This window comes from Paradesertivirga mongoliensis (assembly GCF_024436395.1).
Lineage (GTDB): Bacteria > Bacteroidota > Bacteroidia > Sphingobacteriales > Sphingobacteriaceae > Paradesertivirga > Paradesertivirga mongoliensis.
Genome location: NZ_JAFMZO010000003.1, coordinates 216,634 through 242,025, shown reverse-complemented (window position 1 = coordinate 242,025; position 25,392 = coordinate 216,634). Strand labels below are relative to the sequence as shown.

The window sequence follows — 25,392 nt, the reverse complement described above, 5'->3', positions numbered from 1 at the left end:
TACTTATGTGATTTGATGGAAAGGTATGTGCTGCATATAAAACAATTTTAACTTTCGTAAATTTTAAACACATGAGGAGTAATAAGCAGATTTATCCCGCATCTTTTGCGCCAATCGCAGATATTGTGACTTATTCTCCGCTCCCTCACCTGGAAATAGAAATAGATATATGCCGATAAAAAAAATACTCGTCGCAAATCGTGGCGAAATTGCTTTACGAATAATGCGCTCGGCTCGTGAAATGGGCATCTACACGGTAGCTGTTTTTTCTGAGGCGGACAGAAGTGCCTTACATGTTCAATATGCTGATGAGGCTGTTTGTATTGGTCCGGCTCCTTCTAATCAGTCGTATCTGTTGATTGAAAATATTCTGGCGGCTTGTAAAGAAACCGGTGCAGATGCAATTCATCCCGGATACGGTTTCTTATCGGAAAATCCTGTTTTCTCGAAAGCCGTTGTTGAAGCCGGATTAATATTTATTGGGCCGACAGCGGAGGCTATGGAGATTATGGGAAATAAGTTGTCTGCGAAAGCAGCAGCGCTATCTTACAACATTCCGCTCGTACCAGGCACAGATACCGCTATAACGGACGTCGGAGAAGCGAAAATACGTGCTGCAGAAGTTGGATTTCCGATATTAATCAAAGCTGCCGCCGGTGGGGGAGGAAAGGGAATGAGGATAGTGGAGCGGGAAGAAGATTTCGAAGAACAGATGCAACGTGCAGTTTCTGAAGCAATTTCGGCCTTTGGGGATGGCGCCGTATTTATTGAACGGTATGTTACATCCCCGCGTCATATAGAAATTCAGGTTTTGGGCGACTCTCATGGGAATATTGTTCATCTCTTCGAGCGCGAATGTTCGGTTCAGCGACGACATCAGAAAGTAATAGAAGAAGCACCTTCGTCGGTTCTAAATGCTGAAATACGGCAGAGGATGGGCAAATGCGCCGTTGATGCTGCCCGTTCATGCAACTATACCAGCGCGGGAACGGTCGAATTTATACTTGATGAAAACCTGAATTTCTACTTTCTGGAAATGAATACGAGGTTGCAGGTGGAGCATCCGGTTACAGAGGCAATCACGGGTCTGGACCTGGTGAAAGAACAGATCAGGATAGCGAACGGAGAAAAGCTCTCGTTTAAGCAAGATGATTTGAAGATCAACGGACATGCTATTGAGCTAAGGGTATATGCAGAAGACCCGACAAACGACTTTTTGCCAGATATCGGGACGCTCCAACGGTATAAAGTACCCCAGGGGCCCGGCGTTAGGGTGGATGATGGTTTTGCCCAGGGAATGGATATTCCCATTTACTACGACCCAATGATCGCAAAGCTAATTGTATGGGGGGCAAGCAGGAGCGAGGCGATTGAGCGAATGAAACGGGCAATAGACGAATATCAGATAACGGGCGTCAGAAATACGCTGAATTTCGGAAGGTTTGTGATGGAGCATCAGGCTTTCACGAGCGGGAGGTTCGATACTCATTTTGTAAGCAAATATTATGATCCGGAATTTAGCGGCGAAGATCTTGAAGAGGATGCTTTTATAGCAGCTGTGCTTGCCGTTAAGCTTCAGGAACAAAGCAGTTCAAACGCAAAAATTGTCAACACCACCGGAAATTCGTCAAACTGGAAACGAAGTCGTACTGAGTATTAATTTGATTATCGCGCCTGCTCTTTATATCTTCGAAACATGTTTACAGGAATTATAGAAACGCTCGGACTGGTTAAAACGTTGCGGAAGGAGGATCAAAATCTTCACATCACTATTGAATCGGCGATTTCAACAGAGCTAAAAATCGATCAATCGGTAGCTCACAACGGAGTATGCCTTACTGTAGTAAGCTTTGAACAAAATACCCACACTGTAACTGCTATCGAAGAAACGCTCTCTAAAACTAATCTCAGAGCATTAAAGGAGGGCGATCTGGTGAATCTTGAGCGTTGTATGCAGATGAATGGCAGATTAGACGGACATATCGTTCAGGGGCACGTTGACCAGACTGCAGAGTGTGTTGACCTGAAGGAGAGAGGCGGCAGTTGGGAGTATACGTTTAAATATGACGGATCGATGGGAAATATTACCGTTGAAAAGGGCTCGGTTTGCGTAAATGGAATCAGTTTAACGGTTGTAAATTCGTTGGAAAATCAATTTTCTGTTGCAATAATTCCTTATACGTTTGAAAATACTAACCTTCAGCAAGTAAGGCCCGGCCACCTGGTCAATCTTGAGTTTGATATTATTGGCAAATATGTGGCAAGGTTGATGCAGAAGTAGTTTAAATCCCGATATCCTCTTGATAGGAAATTATAGAGCTCCCGTCCCGTCGGATTAGGAGCCCTTATTCGATCAATCTACTTATAAGCTTCGTTCCGCAGCCAGTGATCCGCTATCACAAGTGCAGCCATGGCTTCTACAATCGCAACCGCCCTAGGCACCACACATGGATCATGCCGGCCTTTACCTTTTATTTCGGCAGCATTGCCTTCCTTATCCACTGTTTGCTGATTGCTCATGATGGTTGCTACAGGTTTAAATGCCACACGGAAGGTGATATCCATTCCATTCGAAATACCACCCTGTATTCCTCCAGAGTAATTCGTTAATGTAGTTACAGATTTATCTCCGTTTGGAGGCACAAACAGATCGTTATGTTCAGAACCTCTCATTTCAGAGCCGGCAAAACCGGAACCGTAATCAAAACCGTGAACGGCGTTGATGCTGAGCATTGCTTTTCCTAAATCCGCATGAAGTTTATCAAAAACCGGCTCGCCTAAACCAACCGGACAGTTTTTAATGATACAGGAAACCTTTCCGCCCACCGTATCGCCATCCTTGCGCACCTGATCAATAAATTCTATCATTTCATTGGCTGTTGCCGGATCGGCGCAGCGAACGATATTGCTTTCCCTGATTTCGACAAGTTCTTTGACGCTGTCAATCTTAATATTAGGCGCATCGATCGTACCTGCCGAAGAAACATGAGCAAATATCTCGATACCTTTCTGTTCCAGGAATAACTTTGCAATTGCTCCGGCGGCTACTCTTGCTGCAGTTTCGCGGGCCGAAGATCTGCCGCCGCCACGATAATCTCTAATCCCGTATTTAGACTGATACGTGAAGTCGGCATGTGAGGGGCGGAAGATATCTTTATTGTGATCGTAATCTTTGGAACGGTGGTCTTCGTTAGGAATCAACAAGGCGATAGGAGTGCCGGTTGTTTTTCCTTCAAAAACTCCCGAAAGTATTTGAGCGGTATCGCTTTCTTTCCGTTGAGTGGTAATTTTTGACTGCCCGGGTTTCCGTTTATCCAACTCGCTTTGGATAAACTCTATATCTACTTTAATATTCGAAGGGCAGCCATCGATGATTACACCAATTGCTTCACCGTGTGATTCACCGAAAGTTGTGATGCGGAATAATTGTCCGAAGGAGTTACCTGCCATTTTTATAAGATGTGAGTTTTGAGATAATAGATTTGAGAACTCAAGCTATTATCTCTTAATTGTTTGAGATTGATGCGGGAAATACTGTAAGATCTCACATCTCCAATCTCATGTCTATTCTATTTCAAACCCGGCTTTTTTCAAATCTTCCCAAAAGCTTGGGTAAGATTTTCCAACTACCTGCGGTTCTTCAATTTCGAGTTTGTTTATTTTGAGTGCCAGGGGCGCGAATGCCATTGCCATTCTGTGATCTTCGTACGTGCTGATCGCAATCTTATCTGGGAAATGTAGTCCGGAACAGTCCAGATGGTAGTTCTCATGATCTTCATTCAGGCTTACACCAATCTTTGCCAATTCATTCTGTAAAGCGGCAATCCGGTCAGTTTCCTTGATCTTTAAAGTCTCCAATCCTGTAAAGGTAGCGTTATGACCTAAAGCCGCACTACAAACAATAACGGTTTGCGCTAAATCCGGACAATCTTTTAAATCAAAGAAAGTACCTTTAGGACTGTTGCCGTTACGGCTCAGCTGTAAACCCACTGCAGTAAACTCTGTGCTGATCCCGAAGCTCTCCATAATGGACACAATCCTGCTATCGCCCTGAAGGCTATCCTTTTTCAAATAGGGGAGTATAACCGATCCTTTTTCACTCAAAGCCGCGATGGAGTACCAGTACGAAGCCGCGCTCCAATCCGGTTCAACCGTAATCTCAGAATCTTTGAATTCTTGCGAAGCGATCTTTATTACATCATCCTTCCAGTGGTGTTCAATCCCAGCTTCCTGCAGCATCCTCAAAGTCATTTCCACATATGGCCGGGAAGTAAGTTCGCCTTCAATGGTAAGTTCAAGGCCCTTAGGCAGAGACGGAGCAACCAAAAGCAATGCTGTAATAAACTGTGAGCTTATGTTTCCCCGGATGCTTATCTTATCCTTTTTTTGCTCAAATGAACTTTTAAATTGCAGGGGTGGAAATCCGTCTTTTTCTACATAATCAATCTCTGCACCTAAGCTACGTAATGCATCTACCAGTATCCCGATAGGGCGTTGCTTCATCCGCTCTGTGCCTGTAAGAATAACCTCAGTACCGGTAACGGCAAAATACGCCGTTAAAAAACGCATGGCAGTTCCAGCAGGACCTATATTTATTACCGGTAGTTCAAGAATGGCCTGGTCGCCATCTTTCACCTTCAATCTTTCACCTTTCACCTCTTCCACAATTCCCGCAAGGGTTACTGTATCATCAGCGCTCGAAAGGTTCTTCACCTTCACCCGGCCGCCGCTAAGTGCATTTAATATCAGAGCCCGGTTACTTTCACTTTTCGAACCAGTCAGCTGAATGGTGCAATTAGTGTTTTTGCCGGGTTTAGAAAGAATCAAATGATCCATTATTTTTGCTCTAAGGTCTCAGTAGCATTCATGATTTCAGTTTGCTTGCGAATAGATTCGTTATGTATCAGCTCGAGCATTTTCGTTGTGAAAGCTTCGTCAAGCTTTAACGCTTTAGCAAAGTTTGCACGTCTTTCAATCACTTCTTCCCAACGGTTAAGCTGTAAAATGGTGATGTTGTTATCGCGTTTATACTCTCCAATCTTATCAACTATTGCCATACGCTCAGACATTTTTTGGATGATCTGGTCGTCAATTTTATCGATTTGTTTACGAAGTTCAGTTAGTTTGTCAGAAACTTCTGCGCTTTTCGGCTCCGGAGTACGGATAGTTAAATTATCGATCAGATCAGACAAAGCAGCCGGAGTAACCTGTTGTTTTGCATCAGTCCAGGCAACAGAGGGGTCGATATGAGATTCGATCATTAATCCGTCCATCTCTAAGTCTAATGCTTTTTGAGAAATGTAAGGAATTAAGTCGCGGTTACCGCAAATATGACTTGGATCGCAAATTACCGGTAACTCAGGGCACATAGTCATTAACTGGATAGTTAGTTCCCACATTGGTTCGTTACGGAAAGCAGACTTTTCGAAAGAAGAAAACCCACGTGAGATAGCAGCCAATTTAGTGATGCCAGCCTGGTTGAAACGCTCCAGGGCACCAATCCATAACTGTAGATCGGGGTTAACCGGGTTTTTTACCATTACCGGGATGTCAACTCCTCTAAGTGCATCAGCAATTTCCTGTACAGTAAAAGGATTCACGGTGCTACGGGCACCAACCCAAAGAATGTCAACTTTAGCCTTTAAAGCCTCCTCAACATGTTTTGCATTAGCAACCTCTACCGTAATAGGCAAGCCGGTTTCTGCTTTTGCACGGTTTAACCATTCTAAGCCGATGCTTCCAATACCTTCAAATTCTCCCGGACGGGTACGTGGTTTCCAGATACCTGCTCTTAGAACGGAGATTTTTCCGGTTTTAGCAAGAAGGTGAGCAGTTGCCAGAAGTTGTTCTTCAGTTTCAGCACTGCATGGGCCGCCGATTATAAGGGGCTGGTTTTTTGGAGTTAGCCAGTTGCTTAATGGCTCTATGTTGAGATTCAGTTTCATACTTTTTTATTTAGAATCAAGATGTTGGAATCAAGAATCAAGATCTGGCGGGTTATACTTCCGTTTCTCTCTTATCTTTCTCTTTGTCTCTCTTCGGTTAATTATTTGTTTCTTTTACGTTTATATCTTGTCTCTTTTTTCTTGTTTCTTGCCTCTTATTACACCGAGTCATTTTTCCTATACTCGCCCATTATGGCAAAATTTAACGTATATCTTAATATTTTCCGTACCGCTTCATCATAATCCTCCTTCGACGGAAACTCCAGATCGATATAGAAGTTATACTGATTGCGCTTGCCTAAAACGGGCATGCTTTGCACCTTACTCATATTGATATTATGGTCAGCAAAAACGTTCAGCACTTTTACCAGTGATCCCGGCTCATCGGCAACCTGGAAAGATATAGATGCTTTGTTTGCATCCTCAACAACTATGTCTTTGTTATCCGTCAGTATCAAAAAACGGGTATAGTTCTTTTTATTAGTTTCAATTCGGCGCTCCATAATATCGAGGCCATAAGTCTCTGCTGCCAATTTGTTGGCGATAGCGGCTGTATCCCTCAGCTGTTCATCCTGAATGCGTTTTGCGCAGGCGGCAGTGTCAACACTCTCGGCTACTTTTAAATGCGGGTACTCATTAAAGAAATCATCGCACTGGCGAATAGCTATCGGATGCGATTCCACACGTTTAATATCCTCGAACTTTACACCTGGCAGTGCCAGCAGATTTAACTGAATGTGCAAATAAACTTCGCCGATGATCGAAAAATGATAATCGCGGAGCAGTGTGTAATTCGGCAGCAGGCTTCCGGCAATGGAATTTTCGATGGCCATCACCACAAAGTCGGCATTTTTGTTTTTTAGTTCCTCGCAGGTTTGTTTAAAGCTATTACACTCTATGGTGTCGATATCTTTACCAAAAAACTTAAGCGCAGCCTCTTCGTGAAACGATGCTTTGATGCCCTGAATTGCTACTCTTTTCTTGCTCATTGTTAAAAAAAAAGTCCCGGCTGTTTGGCCGGGACTCTGTATATAATTTCGTTTGGTTTCAAAACATATCAGTCCCGGCTCTTACTGGTAGTAGTAAAAGTAACCGAAATAATATGTGTTGATTTGTTGCATTTTCTGTTTGATGTGGCAAATGTAAGATACTTCACGGTAAAGTCAAAATTAAAAAGTTAAAAATTAAAACAATTTATAAAAACTTGGTCCCGATACTTTAGAAGTGTTTGAAATGAGAGGATTGAAGGTGCGCAGGAACTCCTTCGTGGTGCTGTGGCCCTACCCGCCTTTATACTCTGTTCCCGAAATCAGGATCTGTTGTGCGGCATAGTCATGAGCTGGTCCCAAAGAGACACTTGCGGGATCTCTTTTTGTTGGGGTTAGGCCGTGGCTTTTTTCTCAGCTTATTGTCCAAGTATAAACACCGTTCCGGAAGGATCTTGAATCCAGTGCATGTTCTCAGGGATTTTTTCCAGTTCGTCACATGGTTCAATTCCATTGGAACGAAGATGTCGGGTAGCGTCGTCGATATTTGACGTTTTAAGTTCCAGCCAGGTTTCAGAATGGCTGTAATTATCTACGCAATCCAACCACACTACATTTGATCCGAATTTAACCTCGTGGGTTCTTGATACCGTGGGGTTCTCAATTGGCTTTTCAGTGACTTCAAGTTTCAAAATATCTTTATAAAAGCGGACGGTTTCGTCGTACTTACTTTTAGGGATTTTAATAGCGATGTTGATGCCGCCTTCGAATTTAGGTTCCATGTATTTTAGGTATAATGTTAAAGATTATTGGCACAATTTAAAAATTTTGCCCAATTATCTGGTAATGAGGAATTGAGTTTGCATTCCAAATCATTACCTTAATAAAGAGATATATTGTTTTGGCTTCGTGTATACCGGCATGCAAACCCAGAGTGTTTCAAGAGTAGTGTTAAAGTCATCTGATGACTACGCAAGGCATCTTAGAGATGGTAAAGAAATTGTAATGTTTCGATCCCCTCTGTATCAGCAACAGGTTTATATAATACCTTCGTTTCTATGGAAATCGGAATTGACAGTTTTGCCGCAGCTGGCTTAAACAATAATAGCGCAGATAATGTAAATGCTATGTCGCAATTGCTGGAGAGAATTGAACATGCTGACCAGGCGGGACTAAATGTTTTTGGTATAGGTGAGCATCACCGCAAAGAATTTCTTGACTCGGCGCCCGCGCTCATACTTGCGGCTGCTGCTTCCCGAACCAAGACAATTCGTTTAAGCAGTGCTGTAACTGTGTTAAGTGCTGCCGATCCGGTGCGCGTGTTTCAGAATTTTGCGACACTCGATCTGATATCCGGCGGGCGTGCAGAAATGGTTGTGGGTCGGGGATCATTTATTGAAGCATATCCCCTTTTTGGCCTGAACCTTAATGATTATGACGCCCTCTTTTCTGAGAAGCTGGACCTGCTTCTTCAGATCAGGGAAAATGAAACTTTATCGTGGTCAGGCAGGTTTCGTCCGCCTCTTAAGGAGCAGGCTATATACCCCAGACCAGTTCAGGAGCATATTTCGATTTGGTTAGGAGTAGGCGGAACGCCTGCTTCTTTTGTTCGTGCGGGAACATTGGGCCTGCCGCTGATGGTAGCTGTTATTGGTGATGAAACGCATCGTTTCAGACCTTTAATCGATTTATACAGGCAAGCTGGTGACAAGGCAGGGCATGCGCCAGAGCGTTTGAAAGTTGGCCTGCATTCGCTGGGATATATTGCCGAGACCAGGGAGGCTGCGGTGAATGACTTCTATCCAGGCTACGCAGAGACCTTTACCCGGATTGGTAAGGAGCGTGGCTGGCCTCCTGTGACACGCGCGCATTTCGAAGCTCAGGCAGGAGAAACTGGTGCGCTGTTGGTTGGCGGGCCAGAGGAGGTTGCTGAAAAGATACTTCGGCACAGTGAGGCCTTAGGTGGAATTTCGAGGCTTACCTTTCAAATGGATAATGCCGCTTTACCGCAGTCAAAATTATTGCGATCGATTGAATTGATAGGGCAGGAGGTAATTCCGTACGTTCATCGTAATCTCGGCAGCTGAAGCGCAATAGGGTTATAAATCCAGTATGGATGATAAGTGTTATTCGAACGCTGAGACTGGCTAAAAAAATAAAAGTCTTCAAACGGGGAGAATGAAGACTTTTAAAACTAACCAATTATAAACCTGACACAAATATACGAATGTTTGCGATCTTTGCAAAGAAAATTCAAAAAAAATAATAATAGTTTAACGAAATGCGAGTGGTCTTGAAAATCATGCAATATTTTGTCGTCGGTGATACTAAACTTCCGGGGTCCTGTTCATGTCTTTCCACTTGACGTACAAACTGTTGCGGAGTATCGTGCAGGGTGCTGTTCTTTTGGATCCAAAGCGAAAAAAGGTGCGGATATTATCCGCACCTTTATATCTGATAAATGAAATGTTTTACTGTACTCTTCCGTCCTTTTTGTCTTTAGAGCGACCGATAACATAGCCAGCGCCAGCGCCGGCAAGTCCGCCAATCACCGCACCACGCCCATCTTTCTTATCAACTATTACCCCGGTAACGGCTCCAACGCCAGCTCCGATAGCAGCTCCTTTTGCAGCCTTGCTCCATCCTTTTTTTGCGGGCTGTGTGTTGGTGTAAGTCTCGGAAACACCTTTTACATAGCTGCGTTCGGTGCTCGATTTTTGCGAGCTGGCAGAAGCATTTTGCAATTCCATTTGTTTTTTCTCCTCTGCGATTTTAAGCTCCTGAGCTTCGGCCCTGTTAAAGCTATCTAATCTTATACTGTCTCTTACTTGTTTCAACGCCTGCTCTTTAAGCACTGAATCTGTTTTTGAAGAGTTGTTACATGCGGCAAAGGTGGCTACCACAGCAAAAATAAGTGCAATTCTTTTCATGATCATATTAATAACTGAACGATAAATATTGTTCAGCTTAAGGAGGCAAATATCGCGCCTGATTTTCGTCTAGATAAAAATACTTGCCCGAAATACTCCAGACCACCCGCATTAATTGATAAAATAGTGCGTTTATTTTAAAAAAGTCGTGACTGGATTTTTGACAAGTAGGTTTTTGTATAGTAATAAGTACAAGTTTCCTATGCATAGTTGTGACTTCTGCTAAATACCTGTTTTTCGGTATTGATGCAGCCCGCCGTAACACTGACAATATGAGTAATTCTTATTATCCGTTGCATTAGCCGGAGTAAATTTTTTGAATCAACATAGCGAAGAGGGGCCTGGGCGAGCTAAACTGAGCTACCGGCTTCTATAGAACTTAATTAAATCAGGCGATCTCAATCACAATTAAACCAGGTTAGTTTGGTAAGCGCCCGATCATATTGATTGGGGTTTGCTTTTTTATAGGAGATTCAAGTCTAAGGATATAATTTTATCAGATAAATTCATCATTTTGCATGTAAGAGGGTAAGGCCCTCATCAAAAATCAGATTTCTATGCTAGACATTGTAATAGAAGCCCGAAGAGCCTCATTGGCGCCCGGAATGGATGTAAAAAGAATTTTACCTTTCCGGTTAAGGAGAATGGTCGGTCCTTTTATCTTTATGGATCACGCCGGCCCGGTCAATTTCCAGCCGCAGATTTCGTCGTCAATAGATGTTTTACCACATCCTCATATTGGACTTTCGACAGTTAGTTATTTGTTTGGAGGGCAGGTTACCCATAGAGATAGCCTCGGAGTAGAGCAGATAATTCGGCCTGGAGAGGTGAACTGGATGACCGCCGGAAGCGGAATTGCCCATTCAGAGCGATTCGAAGACCCTGCTGCCCTGGCAGGGGGAACACTCGAAATGCTTCAGACATGGGTTGCCCTTCCCGAAAAGGATGAAGAAACCCAGCCTTCTTTTGAGAACTATAAGACCGGGCAATTGCCAGTGTTTACAGATACGGGCGTATGGATGCGTTTAATAGCTGGTGAGGCGTATGGTCTGAAAAATACGGTGAAGACACATTCCTCCCTGTTTTATTTACATTTAGTCTTGGATAAGGGCACTCGCTTTGCCCTTCCTCAGGAACACGCCGAGAGAGGTATTTATATCGCAAAAGGGAGCATTGAGCTTTCAGGAGTAACCTATACAGCTGGTATGATGTTGGTGTTTATTAAAGGTGCGGATCCGGTAATATTTGCACGGGAATCGTCGATACTGATGTTGCTTGGTGGAGAACCACTGGGCGAACGGCATATTTGGTGGAACTTTGTGTCTTCCCGCAAAGAGCGGATAGAGCAGGCAAAGGCCGATTGGAAGGAAGGAAGAATCTTGCTGCCACCGACAGATAACAGTGAGTTCATTCCGCTTCCGGAAGATAAGTCGAGGCCCGCAAGCGGACCTGCTCCCGAGGTTCTTTCCTGAAAAGGGGGCAATCGCTCAGTTGGCATTTAACCGCTCCGCTTTTTCGGTAGATCGTCGTTTAATCAGATTTAACGCTAAATTTGCGCCGATGACAATTACTCTCCAGCTTCAAAACAGAAGCAATCAGGTTTGTGAGCTTTGCAGCTTACCGGACGATAACTTACAGGCTTACACAGTTCCTCCAAAAACAGATGATGTTGCGGATAACCAGGTGGTACTTTGTGACGTTTGTTACGGACAAATAAGTTCAAAGGATTTTTCCAATGCACATCACTGGCGCTGCCTGGAAGGAAGCATCTGGAGTGAAGTGCCTTCGGTTCAGGTACTTTCGTATAAAATATTAAGCAAATTGCCTGCCGAAGGTTGGGCACAGAATGCGATGGAATCGGCATATCTCGACGAAGCTCTTATCGAATGGGCTAATGCTGAGGACGTTATTGAAGCTGAAAAAGTAATTCATAAAGATAGTTACGGTGTGGTTCTTCAAGCCGGAGATACTGTGATCCTTACAGAGAATTTGAATGTAAAAGGGACTAATTATATCGCACCAAAAGGTACTGTGGTTCGTAAGATTAGATTGGTTAGTGATAATGCGGAGCAGGTAGAAGGGAAAATAAACGGCGATACCATTGTTATTCTTACCAAATTTATCAGGAGATCCGTCTAGTAAGGGGAGGGAGCCGATATTTTAAAACAAAGTCTTTAGCCAACTTGTCGCTAAGATAAAGCGATATGAAGAAAGTGTTTTATCTGATAATTTTTCTGCTTGCTGTTCAGCTTCAGGGTTGTATCGTCATCGGAGGAAACTGGGGCGGAAAAACCAGTTTTAGTATCTTGTTTCTTCCGTTGTTACTACTGGTTCTTTTTCTCTTATTCAGGTCTTTCCGCCGGCCTTAATTAATCAGAAGTTCGTTGTAAAAATCGAGGCTCTCGATAATCTTTTCCTCTTCGAGGTAAATGTTGAAATCACACTTCCCAATCTCACTTAGCAAGGCAAAGCCGATATTGCCCTGCAAGTTCTTTTTATCGTTTTTCATATAGTCAAGCACTTCTTGGTAGATTTCCTTTGAAAAAGCATAATCAGGAAAAACAGACCGGATGAAGGCTATTAGTTCGTCTAATTCACCGCCGCTTAACTTATTGTATTTATGTGAAAGATATGCTTCGCAAATCATACCCACTGCAATAGCCTCACCATGCAGTAATGGGCTTTTATCTGTTTTAAGCGAATAAGTTTCGATTGCGTGCCCGATAGTATGACCGAAGTTGAGGGTTTTGCGCAACCCTTTTTCATACGGATCGGTAACAACCACATGGTTTTTAATCTCTACCGAATGGTAGATTATTTCAGGTTCAAGTTTGGTAGCATTTGCAGTTTTTATCCGGTCGAAATAAGCCCGGTCGGCAATCAATCCATGTTTCACCACTTCGGCAAAGCCAGATACCAGTTGTCTTTCGCCGAGAGTGTTTAAAAACTCTGTACTGATAAAAACTGCTTTTGGTTGAGTGAACGTACCAATAATGTTCTTAACACTGCCTAAATCTATCCCGGTTTTACCCCCCACCGAAGCATCTACCTGCGAGAGTAATGTGGTTGGGATTTGAACAAAATCAATTCCGCGTTTATACGTTGATGCAGCAAAGCCACCCATGTCGGTTACAACGCCACCACCCAAATTGATCAGTAAGCTATTCCTGTCAGCTCCAAAATCCAGTAACATATGCCATACACCAATGCAGTAATCGATATTCTTATTCTCCTCACCCGGGTCTACTTCGATAATGTCATAATTGTCGAGATGCGGAAGGTATTTGCCAATAAGTGGCATGCAATGCTCGGAAGTGTTTAAATCTGTCAGAAAAAAGATCTTGGAGTACGAGGATTGATCCAAAAAATCTTTAAGTGATGAAAGTGTATGATCAAAAAAGACGGAATAACCGTTGCTTTGTATTGGTTGCATTATTTAATGATGATTTTTTTGTTGTCGAATTCTACAATATCTCCCTGTTTTACTTTCAGGCGTTTGCGGTAGTCTACTTCGCCGTTGTACTTTACAAGGCCTTCAGTTACAACGATTTGAGCCTCTCCGCCAGTTTGAACCAGATTGGTCGCTTTTAAAAGTTGAATCAGCGGAATATATTCTCCCTCCAGTTTAAACTCTATCATGCTGCAAACTTACAATCCTTCTGGAACAATTAAATCGATAATCTGTTATTTTGTGAATGATTGAAAAAGTGGGCGACCCCAACTCCGAATCTATCCCATTAAATTTCGACAACACAGAAATCGCCTTCCGCAGAAAAAGCGACAAGGAACTTGATGATGCCTACAAGCTTTTTAAACTGATCAATAATAAGCTGCTAGCTACTATAGGACCCGCCTTAACAGCTTTTGCTTTGAGGCTGGGTTTACCCGTAACGGGATTAATTAAAAATACTTTATTTAAACAGTTTTGCGGTGGCGAATCGATTGATGACTGTGAGTCCGTTATCAGCAGCCTTTCAGATGGAAGGGTTGGCACTATTCTCGACTACTCTGTTGAGGGAGTGCAGGAAGAAGCAAATTACAGCAGTACCACCGCTGAAATAATCAGAACCATCCAAAAAGCTGGCTCGGACGACCGCGTTTCGCTAAGTGTTTTTAAAATAAGCGGCATAGCAAGAGTAGAATTGCTGGCAAAAGTAAGTGCCGGTCAAAATCTTGACGCTTCTGAGCAAGCCGAATACTTTAAAGTAAAAGGCCGCGTAAACAACATCTGCAAAACCGCATATGATCTGGAAGTGCCGGTGATGATAGATGCTGAAGAGTCGTGGGTCCAGAATGCTATCGATACTCTGGCATTAGAGATGATGCAATTGTATAATCTCGAGCAAGTGATTGTGTACAATACTTATCAATTGTATCTAACCAATGGCCTCGTTACATTAAAGGATCACTACCTTCAGGCAGAAACGTATGGTTTCCTGCTTGGAGCTAAGCTGGTGCGTGGAGCCTATCTCGAAAAGGAACAAAATCGCGCACTGGCACTGGAGTACACTTCGCCGGTTCATAGTTCGAAAGAAGCTACAGATCAGGATTACAATATTGCCCTTAAATTTTGTGTACAGCATATCAAGTATATTGGGTTGGTGGCCGGTACGCATAACGAAGAGAGTTGCCGGATTTTGACAGAACTTTTGAAAGATGCATCTATTCCAATAAACCATCCTCATGTGTACTTTTCTCAGTTGTTGGGAATGAGCGATAATTTAAGTTTCAACCTGGCTGCGGCGGGTTATAATACGGCTAAGTACGTTCCTTATGGGCCAGTAAAGGCGGTGCTGCCTTACCTTTTCAGGCGGGCTGATGAGAATACTGCAATCAGCGGACAGATGAGCCGCGAGCTTAGCCTGATTATCAAAGAAAGGGAGAGACGCAAGGCGCTTTAATGCCCGGATTTGCATATGGAGAATTAAATCTGGAAGTTTTCACCTATATTTAATTCTAAATCACATTCTTTGTGATGCCAATAGTAAACCCATGTATCGAAGTCTAGTTCTGTTGTGGTGTGCCATAAGCTTCCTTTATGGTAGAGTGCGTGCCCAGGAGGTTCAATATCAGTTTTCTCATCTTAACATCAATAATGGTCTGTCGCACAACCAGGTTACTGCCATTTTTAAAGACAGCAAGGGCTTTATGTGGTTTGGTACCATGACCGGTTTAAACCGTTACGACGGTTTTAATTTTAAGGTTTTCAAACATAAATTACGCGATACTACTGCGCTGCGGGATGATTTTATACAAAACATTCAGGAAGGTCCCGGCGGCTTATTATGGATACAGACCAGAGTTGGCTTTACCGTCTATAACCCGCATACCGAAAGATTCGATCAGAACGTGGAGCGAAATCTCCGTTCTTTATCGATTCCATGGCCAGAAATAGCTTCGGTAAAAAAAGATAGAAAGGGGAATTACTGGTTTATTAATGCCAGTCTGGGCATTTGTCGCTATGATTCTAAAAATAAAGCAGTGCAACATTTCTACAGGGGTGGCAATAGTAAAAATCCCTTGTATTCTAATGCAGTTTCCGACATGGCAGAGGACAGCCAGGGTAATATGTGGGTGATCTATCGGGATGGAATTCTGGAGAAAATCGACGGTCGCAGCAGAAAAGTCAGTGTAAGAACCGATATCATCAGTAAACAAGGCCGCCGTTTAACGGCAACTTACCGGATTAGCATTGACAGACAGGGCGATATCTGGACTTTTGCAACAGGAAGCTCAATAGGCGCATATTATTACAGTCCTGCTAAGAAGGCATTAAAGCATTTCGGAAGTAACTCAAAAAATAAGCTTAATTCGGATATTATTTACCAAATCCTGCAGGATGAAAAAGGTTTGATCTGGATCGCCACCGATCATGGAGGCGTGAACTTAATAAACAAGCGGGATTTTACTGTGCGATATCTCGTTCATCGCGAAGACGATCCAAAAAGTCTTGCTCAAAACAGCACAACGTCAATGTATAAGGATAATTCAGGAATAATCTGGATTGGTACTTACAAGCGGGGGCTGAGTTACTATCATGAAAATATTATCAAGTTTCCTTTGATCAGACATCATGCATCGGACCCTACCAGCCTTAAATACGACGATGTTAACCGCTTTGTTGAAGATGCTCAAGGTAACTTATGGATAGGAACAAATGGCGGGGGACTGATCTATTTTAACCGGAAGACCAATCGCTTTACCCAGTATAAGCATAATCCCAACAACAAAAACACCCTGAGCAATGATGTGATTGTCAGCTTATGTATAGATCATGAACAAAAGCTCTGGATTGGTACATATTTCGGCGGACTTGATTGTTTTGACGGAGAGAATTTCACTCATTACCGACATGATGATAACAATCCCAAAAGCTTGTCGGATGATCGGGTTTGGGAGATTTTTGAGGATTCGCAACGAAACCTGTGGGTAGGAACATTAACAGGAGGAGTAAACAAATTTGACCGCGCTACAAAAACTTTCCGTCGTATAAGAACAGGACCATCCGTTTATACTTCTTCCATTTTGGAGGATAGAGCTGGTAATATTTGGTTCGGTACATCGCAGGGAATAGATGTGCTCTTGAAACAGACCAACAGGTTTATCCATTACAACCATAGTGATGATGATCCGCAAAGCCTGATCCACGATAATGTAAGCAATATGCTGATCGATAGCAGGGGGCTGGTATGGATATGTACCCGCGAGGGATTAAGTATGTTGAACCCGGGTACGCATAAGTTTACTAACTTCCACAAAAGTGATGGTCTTCCTGACGATATTATTATCGATATACTGGAGGATAACAACCGAAATTTATGGTTTAGCACGGCCAATGGTCTTTCCAACCTTATCCTTTCAAAATCTGAGGACGGCGCTCTGATTTTTAAATTTAAAAATTATGGCGAGGCTGACGGACTTCAGGGCCTTGAATTTAACGAAAGCGCTTCATTAAAGACCAGACGCGGCGAAATGATATTTGGCGGAGCCAACGGCTTTAATATTTTCGATCCCCAAACCATCCGCTCAAGCCGCCGGCAACCGATTTTAGCCCTTACCGATTTTCAGATTTTTAACACTAGTTTAAAACCGGGGGATGAGGTCGACGGACACCAAATTCTTACCCGGTCTATCACCGAAACAGGGTCTGTTACTCTAAAACATAGCGAAAACGTGTTTTCAATAGAGTTTGCAGCGCTTTATTTTTTCAATGCGGAGAAAGTGAGCCTGCAATATATGCTCGAAGGTTTTGACAAAGACTGGCTCAATGCCAACAGCAAAGTGCGTAAAGCTACTTATACCAATCTCGACCCGGGTTCGTATACGTTTAAAGTTAGGGCAACTAATGAGGAGGGTATTTATAGCGGCAGAGTTTTGAATTTTAAAATAGAAGTGCTGCCGCCGTTTTGGAAAACTTCTTTTGCATACGTTACCTATTTTCTCCTGTTTGCTTTCACCCTCTATAGCTTGCGCCGGCGTGGAATACAGAAGATCAAGGCCAAATTTGAGTTGGAGCAGGAACGCCAGGAAGCCAAACGGATGCACGAACTCGATATGATGAAAATTAAGTTTTTCACAAATGTGAGCCATGAATTCAGAACCCCGCTTTCGCTGATTTTGGCTCCGGTTGAAAAGATTATCAAGCAAACTGAAGAACCCGAGCAAATGCGTCAGTTACAGATGATAAATCGTAACGCGCGTAGGTTGTTAAATCTTGTTAATCAATTGCTTGACTTTCGTAAAATGGAGGTTCAGGAGTTGAAACTTCATCCGAAGCCGGGTGATTTGATAAAATTTATCAAAGAAATTTCTTATTCCTTCTCTGATGTTGCCGAAAAAAAGAACATCGGTTTTGTATTTGATTCTGAATGCGAAACGCTTGAAACCCGCTTTGATCATGATAAAATTGAGCGGATCTTATTTAATCTCCTTTCAAACTCCTTTAAGTTTACTCCCGAAGGAGGCCATATCAGCGTATTGCTGAACCAGATCGAAAGCGCCAGAGGAAATCACTCTCACCTTGAAATCAAGGTAATCGACACCGGAATCGGCATTCCCCCCGAAAAAAAGGATAAGATATTTGAACGTTTCTTTCAAAACGATGTTCCCGGAACCATGGTGAACCAGGGGAGTGGAATTGGGCTTTCTATAACCAAAGAATTTGTAAAACTTCACGGAGGGGAAATTACTGTAGAAAGTGTCATTGGCGAGGGAAGCTGCTTTACTGTAACACTGCCGATCAAAACTAAAAGCCAGGATAATGCGCCTGTAGAAATGCCGGTTGGAGAGAAGCAGGCTGTTGTCGAGAATAGAAGCGGTAAGAAGCAAACGGTTTTATTAGTGGAGGATAATGATGATTTTAGATTTTATCTGAAAGATAATCTCCGGGAAGCCTTTCATATTATCGAAGCTTGCAACGGGAAAGAAGGCTGGCAAAAAGCACTTGCGCTGCACCCTAATTTAATTGTTAGTGATATCAGTATGCCGGAAATGGACGGGATAGCATTATGCAGAAAAATCAAGTCGGATGCAAGAACTTTACATATTCCAGTAGTGCTTTTAACTGCATTAACGGGCGAGGAACAGCATTTAAAAGGCCTGGAAACGGGAGCTACCGACTATATGACCAAGCCATTTAATTTTGAGATCTTACTTTCGAAAATCAGGAATATTCTACTTCAACAAGAGTCCATGCGGAAAACATACCAAAAACAAGTAGAAGTAAAACCGTCCGATATCGTAGTTGAATCGCCAGATGAAACCTTTATCCAAAAGGCTCTCTTGGTGGTAGAGAAGAACATTTCAAACGCGGATTTCTCTGTCGAGGAGTTAAGCAGCGAAATGTATATGAGCCGGGTAACTCTTTATAAGAAAGTACTGGCGCTAACCGGTCAGACTCCTGTTGAGTTCATCCGCTCGGTGCGAATAAAACGTGCCGCCCAACTGTTAGAAAAGGGCCATCTAACCATTTCTCAAATCGGGTACAAAGTTGGGTTCAAAAGTCAGAAATATTTTGTGCGCTCATTTAAAGCGGAGTATAATATGCTTCCATCTGCCTATATTGAACAAAGCAGGGCGCAAAGCGTTAACGACTGACGTCATTCGCAGGTCGCCAAAAGCAATCACCTCTTCAGACAACCCGTGTTGATTTTTGGTGTGTGACTATTGGACGAAGAAAAAAAATCGCCTGTGATCGGAATACATAGCCTACATTAAAGTCTTTCGCTCCTTATTATCAGCCGGCGCTGTATCAGTCGGTTTTCTACCTGTTATCGGTCGGACTTAACCATCCCTGGGTTTCTATTGATAAGCCCGCTTAACAAGGAGATGACATGTTCTCAAATATTCAACTTGGCTCAGTTTAAGTATTTGATAATCATAGTGCTATGCGTGGTTAACATTTGTGCCCCTCTTTGTGAACAATACATTTGGGGTCTGTGGTTAATTTTATTCGATGAACAAACCCGGACTTGCACAACATGCTGACCAGGGCTGAATCAAAGTTTTAGGAATTATAAGCCATAAAAAGAACCAGTTTTTATGCAGTTAACACTGCAAATTATTAGCGTATGTTTAAAAAAATAATCTTTATTGCCTGCTCTTTTTACGTGCTTATTGGTAATAGTTCGTCTTATGCTCAGATGGGGACCTATAAAAGGCTGGCTACTGGAGTGTCGATTGATCTGCCAGCAGAAGCAGAATGTGAGTCTATGAGGCTGGAGGTAATATCAGATAATATAATACATATAGTAGCTGCTGCCACAGATAATGCGGCGTCTCCTGCGAGCTTAATGATTAGTAACGAAAAAATGCCTGCGGTGAAATGGGATGTGAAACAAATGGGAGACCGGCTGTTTCTACACACTGCAGCTTTAGTTGTGGACGTCTCTTTAAAGACTGGTGCGCTGGTATTTAAGGATGCCTCGGGGAAAGTCATTCTTTTAAATGGTAAGAAATCACTTAAGCCGGTGTTGTTTGACGGCGAATCATCTTATGCAATTAAGCAGGTTTTTCAGATAGCACCCGACGAAGCTTTTTACGGATTAGGTCAGCACCAGAATGGGATAATGAATTATAATGGGACGCAAGTAGAACTGCTGCAAAATAACACAGAGGTGGCGGTTCCGTTTTTAGTTTCCAGTAATAACTATGGGATTTTATGGGATAATTATTCCATAACAAAGGTAGGGGACGTTAGAGATTATTTGCCTCTGTCATCTTTAAAATTAATTTCTAAGGATGGTGCCGGCGGTTGGCTTACAGCTACATACAATTCAAAAAATACTGAATCTAATCCGGTTGTCAGACCAGAATCCGTTATCGACTATTCATACCTGAAAGATCAAACCAAATTTCCGGAAGGTTACATACTGGGGAGCGGTATCATCACCTGGGAAGGCTCATTTATATCACCATATTCGGGCCTGCACAGCTTTTTGACGAAATATGGCGGTTATCTTAAAATCTGGCTCGACGGAAAGCTGGTTGCCGACAAATGGCGCCAGGCCTGGAATCCGGGAACGGAGTTGACCAGTATTAGTTTAATCAAGGATAAGCCTTGTTCTCTAAAAATTGAATGGAACCCCGACGGAAAAGAATCTTATATCTCCATGAACTGGTTGGGGCCGGTACCCGAAAAGGACAAGAATCAGTTGACCTTCCAATCTGAAGCAGGAGATGCGATTAACTATTATTTTGTTTATGGTAAAAATGCCGACGAAGTAATCAGCGGGTATAGAACCCTGACAGGAAAAGCCTCTATGATGCCGAAATGGGCGATGGGCCTGTGGCAAAGTCGCGAACGCTATAAAACCCAGAACGAAATACTGAACACTGTGAAAGAATTCAGAGATCGCAAAATTCCTCTGGATAACATTGTACTTGATTGGTCATACTGGAAGGAAGATCAATGGGGAAGCCAGCAGTTTGATGAATTGCGGTTTCCCGACGCAGAGGGGATGATCAAAGACCTTCACGAAAAGTACAATACACGTTTCATGATTTCGGTATGGGCGAAGTTTTATGAAGGAATTGACACCTATAAAGAGTTTGACAAGAACGGCTGGCTTTATAAGCGAAATATTATTGACGGCCGGCGTGATTGGATAGGCAAGGGATATAGAAATACATTCTACGACGCCTATAACCCAAAAGCGCGGGACGGTTTCTGGAATTTGCTCAATAAGCACCTTTACAGTAAAGGAGTGGACGCATGGTGGATGGATGCATCCGAACCCGATATCCATTCTAATTTGGATATCGCCAGCCGAAAGGAAATAATGAACCCTACATATCTTGGCTCATCAACCAAGTATTTCAACGCCTTCCCTTTACAAAATGCAAAGGGGATATACGAGGGGCAACGGGCAACCAATCCTAACGAAAGGGTATTTATTCTTACGCGTTCGGCCTATGCCGGATTGCAAAGATATGCAGCCGCAACATGGAGCGGCGATATCGGCGCCCGTTGGGAAGACTTTAAAGCTCAAATCCCTGCCGGGATCAACTTTTCACTCTCTGGAATTCCATACTGGACAACCGATATCGGCGGATTCGCTGTAGAAAAACGGTACGAAAATGCTAAAGGAGCCGATTTAGACGAGTGGCGCGAATTGCAAACACGCTGGTACCAATTTGGCGCGTTTTCGCCTCTGTTCAGAGTGCATGGCCAGTTTCCGTATCGCGAAATTTATAACATTGCTCCTGAAGAACATCCGGCCTATCGGAGTATGATGTATTACAACAAGCTGAGATATCGCCTTATGCCTTATATCTATTCGTTGGTTGGAAAAACCTATCACGACGATTATACTTTGATGCGCGGATTGATCATGGATTTTGGTAAAGATGAGAAGGTAAAGAATATTGCGGATCAGTATATGTTCGGCCCTTCGTTTCTTATCAATCCGGTATATACGTATGGAGCAAAAAATAGAGAATTATATCTGCCCGCTGGCGCAAACTGGTACGATCTGTACACAGGAAAATACCTTAACGGGGGAAGGAAAATAACCGTTGATGCTCCATATGAAAGGATGCCGGTATATGTTAAAGAAGGCTCAATCATTCCTTACGGACCAGAACTTCAATACACATCACAAAAGAAAGCAGACACGATAATTCTGTATGTATATACTGGTAAGGATGCTAAGTTCGACTTATACGAAGACGAGGACACCAACTATAATTATGAAAAAGGACTACATTCAAAAATCACGTTCGGTTATAATGAAAAGCTCAAAACCTTATCTATCGGAAAACGTATGGGAACTTTTCCGGGAATGCTCAATGAGCGGACGTTTAAAATAGTGTGGGTGAGTCCGGAATCAGATAAAGCTCTTGATTTTACAGTGAAGCCAGATGTGATTTCTACGTACAAAGGGGACGAAATAAAAATCAGGATGTAAGCCGTGCGGGTAATGGTAAAGCCGAAATATCAGATCCATACAACTCATGAAAGATGGGTAGATGTTATATTGTAGTTGAATCGAAAGAAAAATGAATACATAAAATCCCACCTTCAATTGGTTATATGCTGGCAGAGTGGCCTCCCAGGCCTCTCTGCTATTTGTTGGGTAGTTATATGAAATATAAATGAACACATACATACTAAAAGATATCTCAATAAAAGTTCTCGTCACCATAATTGGTCAGATTATCTATTCGCATTTTCTGTTTGCTCAGGAAACTACACAAATCCCAAGGGAGCGACTTTTAATGGATTTTGGCTGGAAGTTTGCATTCGGACATCCCTCTGATACAAAAAAGGATTTCAATAACGGAACAGGTTACTTTTCGTATCTGGCGAAAGCAGGGTATGGTGATGGGCCCGCTGCAGCCGGATTTGATGATCGCAGCTGGAGAAAACTGGATTTGCCCCACGATTGGGCAGTTGAGCAAGGCTTTAGTGAAAAAGGGAGTTACAGCCACGGATTTAAAGCGATCGGGAGGAACTTTCCAGAGGCGAGCATTGGTTGGTACCGTAAAACATTTAAGATCCCGGCCCAGGATTTGGGCCGACGTATTCATATTGCTTTTGACGGTGTATTTCGAAATTCAATAGTATGGGTTAACGGCCATTACCTGGGAACTCATCCGAGCGGCTATCTTGGGTTTGAATACGATATTACCGATTATCTGAACTATGGAGGTGATAATGTAGTAGCTGTGAGGGCGGATGCTACGATGGAAGAAGGCTGGTTCTATGAAGGTGCCGGTATTTACCGTCATGTTTGGCTTAATAAACTTGATGAGTTGCATGTTAAGTCCGATGGTACCTTTGTGAATTCACAAGTCAAAGGCAATGATGCTACTGTTAATGTGCAGGCAACTTTGATCAACGAAGCGAAGACACCGAAATCGTTTTCGATCCTGCAGGAAGTATTCAACGCGGCTGGAAAAAAACTTGCTTCAGCTCACCTTGCCGACCTTAAACTAAACGCCTACGAAACCAAAGACATCTCCAGTGCGATGCAGGTTGCCAATGCAAGGTTGTGGTCGTTGGAAGATCCTTATCTTCATAAGCTTCTCACCACGGTAAAGCAAGACGACAAAATTGTTGACCGGTACGAAACCACTTTTGGAATTCGCAGTATTCGTTTTGATCCCGATAAGGGCTTCTTTCTTAACGGGAAACGGGTAAAAATTAAGGGTAGCAACAATCACCAGGATCATGCTGGTGTGGGTTCTGCAATGCCTGATGGTCTTCAGGACTTCCGGATCAACACTTTAAAACAGATGGGTAATAATGCGTACCGCTGTGCTCATAATCCCCCCACTCCGGAATTGCTCGATGCCTGCGATCGCCTGGGAATGCTTGTAATAGACGAGAACCGATTGATGGGTATCACACAAACTCATCTTGACGATATGAGACGTCTTATTCTGAGAGACAGAAATCATCCAAGTATTATCAGTTGGTCTATTGGAAATGAAGAATGGGGTATTGAGGGGAATATTACAGGAGCGCGAATAGCCGAAACTATGCAGGCGTTTACAAAAAGTATTGATACCACACGTTTTATCACCAAAGCTGTTAGCGGCGGGGTTGGAAGGGGGATCTCAACCGTGATTGACGTGATGGGATATAATTACATTGCCACGAAAAATACCGACGAGCACCACAAAGCTTTTCCCTGGCAGATGAGCTGGGGGACAGAAGAGGGCTCAACAGTCACCTCCAGAGGGATTTATGTGGATGATCGGAAGAACAATCAATTAGCCTCATACGATAAGCCGCAGAATCAGTATTTCTATAGCCTGGAAAACGGATGGAAACACTATGCAACACGCGATTATCTGGCGGGCATGTTTATCTGGACGGGATTCGATTACAGGGGCGAACCAACGCCCTTTGGATGGCCGTCAACCGGCTCTTACTTTGGTATGATAGATCAGTGCGGTTTTGCTAAAGATTATGTCTATTATTTGCGGTCGTGGTGGACAGACAAACCCACTATTCATATCATGCCGCATTGGAATTGGCCAGGAAAAGAGGGGCAGTTGATAGATGTATGGGTGTACAGCAATGCTGATGAAGTTGAACTTTTCCTGAACGACAAAAGTCAGGGCAGAAAGCCGATGGAAAAGAACGGGCACCTGGAGTGGAAAGTGAAGTATAGCGCTGGAACATTGAGGGCTCAGGGATATAAAAATGGAAAACCTGCAATCAGCGACCAGGTAAAGACAACCGGTAATCCGTCGCAAGTTCAATTATCGTCTGACGTAAAAAACATAAAAGCAAACAGGGAAGATCTTGCCATGATCACTGTTGATTTGAGAGATAAAAATGGTTTGCATATCCCGACGTCTACGAACGAAATAAGGTTTAGCATTACTGGTCCCGGGAAAATCATCGGGGTGGGCAATGGGGACCCAACATCATTGGAACCCGACAAATACCTGGAGACCATTTCTACTTTGGAGATTTCTGATCTTAAAGAAAAGATTGTTGAAAATATGGATGATCGTCCGGAAGTATCTGACAGTTTTGACGACTCAAACTGGCAACAAGCTTTCAGGGATGACCGAACAGAACAGTTTGCTCAATCAGCCAAAGCACTTGTTTATCGCGGAAGCTTTAATTTAACAGAAGAAGATCTGAAAAGTGCTATTTCTTTCTTTTACAACAGTCTGGGTAAGCAACAATCTTTATTTATAAACGGAAAGGAAATCGCCGCCAACCTACCTGAAAACAAAAAAGGCGACACTTTCAAACTTGATCCGGCTATACTTAAGGTTGGGAAGAATACGCTTGCTATTGTCGCAGTTCCCTTGTTCAAGAAACAAAGTTGGGAATCCATTAATATGAATCCGGGACTAATTCAATTACTTAAACCTGCCGGGCAATGGAAACGTAAATTATTCAGCGGTTTAGCTCAGGTGATAGTGCAGTCTACCGGCGAGCCTGGTGAAATTACGTTAAAAGGTAGTTCGGCTGGATTAAAATCAGGTGAGGTAAAGATTTATGCACAACCGGCAAAACACAGGCCTGTAATAAACTAGCAACGCTCCAAAGAGATTTTTTCGTTC

The 25,392-nt window shown here is 43.0% G+C and carries 17 protein-coding genes; 9 read left to right on the top strand and 8 right to left on the bottom strand.

The features are described 5' to 3' along the window. Positions 1 to 169: 169 nt before the first annotated feature. Positions 170 to 1,660, top strand: a complete 1,491-nt coding sequence (accC, locus tag J3P43_RS12315; protein ID WP_255902804.1) for an acetyl-CoA carboxylase biotin carboxylase subunit — start codon at positions 170 to 172, stop codon at positions 1,658 to 1,660. Positions 1,661 to 1,696: 36 nt separating this feature from the next. Next, entirely contained in the window at positions 1,697 to 2,281 is a 585-nt protein-coding gene (locus J3P43_RS12310) for a riboflavin synthase (protein WP_255902802.1), read from the top strand. Positions 2,282 to 2,358: 77 nt separating this feature from the next. On the opposite strand, the gene aroC is transcribed toward J3P43_RS12310, so the two are convergent. From aroC to J3P43_RS12285, 5 genes are all read right to left on the bottom strand, one after another. Beyond that, positions 2,359 to 3,450, bottom strand: a complete 1,092-nt coding sequence (gene aroC, locus J3P43_RS12305) for a chorismate synthase (RefSeq protein WP_255902800.1) — start codon at positions 3,448 to 3,450, stop codon at positions 2,359 to 2,361. 114 nt (positions 3,451 to 3,564) lie between these two features. Continuing rightward, positions 3,565 to 4,836, bottom strand: coding sequence for a 3-phosphoshikimate 1-carboxyvinyltransferase (gene aroA, locus J3P43_RS12300; protein WP_255902798.1), 1,272 nt, complete (start codon positions 4,834 to 4,836; stop codon positions 3,565 to 3,567). Then, the gene (locus J3P43_RS12295) at positions 4,836 to 5,945 is read right to left on the bottom strand and encodes a chorismate mutase (RefSeq protein ID WP_255902796.1); all 1,110 of its coding nucleotides are present in this window, start codon (positions 5,943 to 5,945) and stop codon (positions 4,836 to 4,838) included. Before J3P43_RS12295 ends, aroA begins: the two co-directional genes overlap by 1 nt. Positions 5,946 to 6,103: 158 nt before the next feature. Further along, complete coding sequence (locus J3P43_RS12290) at positions 6,104 to 6,934, bottom strand: prephenate dehydratase (RefSeq protein WP_255902794.1); 831 nt, start codon at positions 6,932 to 6,934, stop codon at positions 6,104 to 6,106. Between the two features lie 416 nt (positions 6,935 to 7,350). Then, a complete protein-coding gene (locus J3P43_RS12285; RefSeq protein ID WP_255902792.1) occupies positions 7,351 to 7,713 on the bottom strand; it encodes a VOC family protein in 363 nt (120 codons plus the stop codon). 276 nt (positions 7,714 to 7,989) lie between these two features. Between J3P43_RS12285 and J3P43_RS12280 the strand changes: the two genes are divergently transcribed. Beyond that, complete coding sequence (locus tag J3P43_RS12280) at positions 7,990 to 9,018, top strand: Atu2307/SP_0267 family LLM class monooxygenase (RefSeq protein WP_255902790.1); 1,029 nt, start codon at positions 7,990 to 7,992, stop codon at positions 9,016 to 9,018. Between the two features lie 384 nt (positions 9,019 to 9,402). Here J3P43_RS12280 and J3P43_RS12275 read toward each other — a convergent pair whose 3' ends face one another. Further along, on the bottom strand, positions 9,403 to 9,861 hold the full coding sequence (locus tag J3P43_RS12275) for a YMGG-like glycine zipper-containing protein (protein WP_255902788.1): 459 nt from the start codon (positions 9,859 to 9,861) through the stop codon (positions 9,403 to 9,405). 557 nt (positions 9,862 to 10,418) lie between these two features. On the opposite strand from J3P43_RS12275, the gene J3P43_RS12270 reads away from it, so the two are divergent. Both J3P43_RS12270 and J3P43_RS12265 read left to right on the top strand, forming a co-directional pair. Next, positions 10,419 to 11,333 (top strand): pirin family protein, encoded by a 915-nt coding sequence (locus J3P43_RS12270; RefSeq protein ID WP_255902786.1) that lies wholly within the window; start codon positions 10,419 to 10,421, stop codon positions 11,331 to 11,333. A gap of 88 nt (positions 11,334 to 11,421) precedes the next feature. Then, on the top strand, positions 11,422 to 12,000 hold the full coding sequence (locus tag J3P43_RS12265) for a PhnA domain-containing protein (RefSeq protein WP_255902784.1): 579 nt from the start codon (positions 11,422 to 11,424) through the stop codon (positions 11,998 to 12,000). Positions 12,001 to 12,226: 226 nt separating this feature from the next. Here the strand turns inward: J3P43_RS12265 and aroB are convergent, their stop codons facing one another. Both aroB and J3P43_RS12255 read right to left on the bottom strand, forming a co-directional pair. Further along, positions 12,227 to 13,294, bottom strand: a complete 1,068-nt coding sequence (gene aroB / locus J3P43_RS12260; RefSeq protein ID WP_255902782.1) for a 3-dehydroquinate synthase — start codon at positions 13,292 to 13,294, stop codon at positions 12,227 to 12,229. Then, on the bottom strand, positions 13,294 to 13,500 hold the full coding sequence (locus J3P43_RS12255; protein WP_255902780.1) for an RNA-binding S4 domain-containing protein: 207 nt from the start codon (positions 13,498 to 13,500) through the stop codon (positions 13,294 to 13,296). Before J3P43_RS12255 ends, aroB begins: the two co-directional genes overlap by 1 nt. 56 nt (positions 13,501 to 13,556) lie before the next feature. On the opposite strand from J3P43_RS12255, the gene J3P43_RS12250 reads away from it, so the two are divergent. The 4 genes from J3P43_RS12250 (at position 13,557) to galA (ending at position 25,365) form a co-directional block, all read left to right on the top strand. Further along, complete coding sequence (locus tag J3P43_RS12250) at positions 13,557 to 14,762, top strand: proline dehydrogenase family protein (RefSeq protein WP_255902778.1); 1,206 nt, start codon at positions 13,557 to 13,559, stop codon at positions 14,760 to 14,762. Between the two features lie 91 nt (positions 14,763 to 14,853). After that, complete coding sequence (locus J3P43_RS12245; RefSeq protein WP_255902776.1) at positions 14,854 to 18,957, top strand: hybrid sensor histidine kinase/response regulator transcription factor; 4,104 nt, start codon at positions 14,854 to 14,856, stop codon at positions 18,955 to 18,957. Between the two features lie 473 nt (positions 18,958 to 19,430). Beyond that, positions 19,431 to 22,268: a TIM-barrel domain-containing protein gene (locus J3P43_RS12240; RefSeq protein WP_255902774.1), complete on the top strand. Its 2,838-nt coding sequence runs from the start codon at positions 19,431 to 19,433 to the stop codon at positions 22,266 to 22,268. A 187-nt stretch (positions 22,269 to 22,455) separates the two neighbouring features. After that, positions 22,456 to 25,365 carry a beta-galactosidase GalA gene (gene galA / locus J3P43_RS12235; RefSeq protein ID WP_255902772.1) on the top strand — a complete coding sequence of 970 codons (2,910 nt, stop codon included), beginning with the start codon at positions 22,456 to 22,458 and terminating at the stop codon, positions 25,363 to 25,365. The last annotated feature ends 27 nt before the right edge of the window (positions 25,366 to 25,392 follow it).

Coding starts and splice junctions, on each gene's coding strand:
- J3P43_RS12255 (WP_255902780.1), bottom strand. CDS start 13,500: ATGATAGAGTTTAAACTGGAGGGAGAATATATTCCGCTGATTCAACTT.
- J3P43_RS12280 (WP_255902790.1), top strand. CDS start 7,990: ATGGAAATCGGAATTGACAGTTTTGCCGCAGCTGGCTTAAACAATAAT.
- J3P43_RS12295 (WP_255902796.1), bottom strand. CDS start 5,945: ATGAAACTGAATCTCAACATAGAGCCATTAAGCAACTGGCTAACTCCA.
- accC (WP_255902804.1), top strand. CDS start 170: ATGCCGATAAAAAAAATACTCGTCGCAAATCGTGGCGAAATTGCTTTA.
- aroA (WP_255902798.1), bottom strand. CDS start 4,836: ATGGATCATTTGATTCTTTCTAAACCCGGCAAAAACACTAATTGCACC.
- J3P43_RS12240 (WP_255902774.1), top strand. CDS start 19,431: ATGTTTAAAAAAATAATCTTTATTGCCTGCTCTTTTTACGTGCTTATT.
- aroC (WP_255902800.1), bottom strand. CDS start 3,450: ATGGCAGGTAACTCCTTCGGACAATTATTCCGCATCACAACTTTCGGT.
- galA (WP_255902772.1), top strand. CDS start 22,456: ATGAACACATACATACTAAAAGATATCTCAATAAAAGTTCTCGTCACC.
- J3P43_RS12245 (WP_255902776.1), top strand. CDS start 14,854: ATGTATCGAAGTCTAGTTCTGTTGTGGTGTGCCATAAGCTTCCTTTAT.
- J3P43_RS12250 (WP_255902778.1), top strand. CDS start 13,557: ATGATTGAAAAAGTGGGCGACCCCAACTCCGAATCTATCCCATTAAAT.
- J3P43_RS12290 (WP_255902794.1), bottom strand. CDS start 6,934: ATGAGCAAGAAAAGAGTAGCAATTCAGGGCATCAAAGCATCGTTTCAC.
- J3P43_RS12285 (WP_255902792.1), bottom strand. CDS start 7,713: ATGGAACCTAAATTCGAAGGCGGCATCAACATCGCTATTAAAATCCCT.
- J3P43_RS12270 (WP_255902786.1), top strand. CDS start 10,419: ATGCTAGACATTGTAATAGAAGCCCGAAGAGCCTCATTGGCGCCCGGA.
- J3P43_RS12310 (WP_255902802.1), top strand. CDS start 1,697: ATGTTTACAGGAATTATAGAAACGCTCGGACTGGTTAAAACGTTGCGG.
- J3P43_RS12275 (WP_255902788.1), bottom strand. CDS start 9,861: ATGAAAAGAATTGCACTTATTTTTGCTGTGGTAGCCACCTTTGCCGCA.
- aroB (WP_255902782.1), bottom strand. CDS start 13,294: ATGCAACCAATACAAAGCAACGGTTATTCCGTCTTTTTTGATCATACA.
- J3P43_RS12265 (WP_255902784.1), top strand. CDS start 11,422: ATGACAATTACTCTCCAGCTTCAAAACAGAAGCAATCAGGTTTGTGAG.